The sequence below is a fragment of the Rhizobacter sp. P1_G5 genome, assembly GCF_056405435.1.
On the sequence record NZ_JBFUCB010000935.1, the window covers coordinates 1 to 1,620 of the forward strand.

Consider the following 1,620-nt stretch of genomic DNA (forward strand, 5'->3'; position numbering starts at 1 on the left):
ATCTGGATGTGGCTCCAGGTGCTGCCGCCCTTCTGCGCGAGGCCGGCCGAATCCTGCGTGACGATGCCCTTGCCCTCCAGGTGCGCGGCCATGCCGAGCAGCTGGCCGATCGTGATCACGCCGGTGCCGCCGACGCCGGCGACGACGATGCCCCAGGCCGTCTCGGCCACCGGCAGCACCGGCTCGGGCACCGCGATCGCCGACGGCTGCGGCCGCTCCTGCTTCGCCTTCTTCGCGCTCTTCAGCTGCCCGCCCTCGACGGTGATGAAGCTCGGGCAGAAGCCCTTCACGCAGGAGTAGTCCTTGTTGCAGGTGTTCTGGTTGATGCGGCGCTTGCGGCCGAACTCGGTCTCGACCGGCTCGACGCTCAGGCAGTTGCTCTGCACCGAGCAATCGCCGCAGCCTTCGCACACCAACTCGTTGATCACGACCCGCTTGGCCGGCTCGACCATCGTGCCGCGCTTGCGGCGGCGGCGCTTCTCGGTCGCGCAGGTCTGGTCGTAGATGATGGCCGTCGTGCCCTTCAGCTCGCGGTACTCGCGCTGGATGCGGTCGAGCTCGTCGCGGTGGAACACCTGCACGCCCTCGGCGAGCGCGACACCGTCGTACTTCTCGGGCTCGTCGGTCACGATGCACAGCGCGGCCACGCCTTCGGCCTTCAGGCTGTTCATGATCTGCAGCACCGAGTGGCCCTCGGGCCGCTCGCCGACGCGCTGCCCGCCGGTCATCGCGACCGCGTCGTTGTAGAGCAGCTTGTAGGTGATGTTCACGCCGGCCGCGATGCTCTGGCGGATCGCCAGGCTGCCGCTGTGGAAGTAGGTGCCGTCGCCCAGGTTSGCRAAGATGTGCTCGTCGGTCGTGAACGGCGCCTGGCCGATCCAGGGCACGCCTTCGCCGCCCATCTGCGTGAAGGTGCTGGTGCTGCGGTCCATCCACACCACCATGTAGTGGCAGCCGATGCCGGCCACCGCGCGCGAGCCCTCCGGCACCTTGGTGCTGGTGTTGTGCGGGCAGCCGCTGCAGAAGAACGGCAGCCGGTCGCCGCCCTCGCTCTTCACCYCGGTCAGGCTGCGCTCCTTGGCCTCGATCAGCGCGAGCCGCGCATCGATGCGCGCCGCGGTGTCGGCATCGACGCCCAGCTTCTTCAACCGCTTGCCGATCGCCTTCGCGATGATGGCCGGCGTCAGGTCGGCCTGCGCGCGCAGCAGCCAGTTGCTGCCCGGGTTCGGCTGCGACCACTCGCCGCCGCTCTGGTCGCCGGCCACCTCGTCGAACTTGCCGAGCACGTTCGGCCGCACGTCGGGGCGCCAGTTGTAGAGCTCTTCCTTCAGCTGGTACTCGATGACCTGGCGCTTCTCCTCGACGACCAGGATCTCCTGCAGGCCCTTCGCGAACTCGCGCGTGATGGTGGCCTCGAGCGGCCACACGACGTTGACCTTGTGCAGCCGGATCCCGAGGCGCCGGCAGGCGTCGTCGTCCAGGCCCAGGTCGTGCAGCGCCTGGCGGGTGTCGTTGTAGGCCTTGCCGCTCGCGATCAGGCCGAACCTATCGTTCGGTCCTTCGATGACGTTGTGGTTCAGCTTGTTGGCGCGGATGTAGGCGAGCGCGGCGTACCACTTG

The 1,620-nt window shown here is 68.5% G+C and carries 1 protein-coding gene; it reads right to left on the reverse strand.

The window, feature by feature from the left end; translation table 11 throughout:
- Nucleotides 1–1,620, reverse strand: a 1,620-nt coding sequence (locus AC1D12_RS32895) for a 2-oxoacid:acceptor oxidoreductase family protein (protein WP_477845316.1), incomplete at both ends; no start/stop codon positions are given.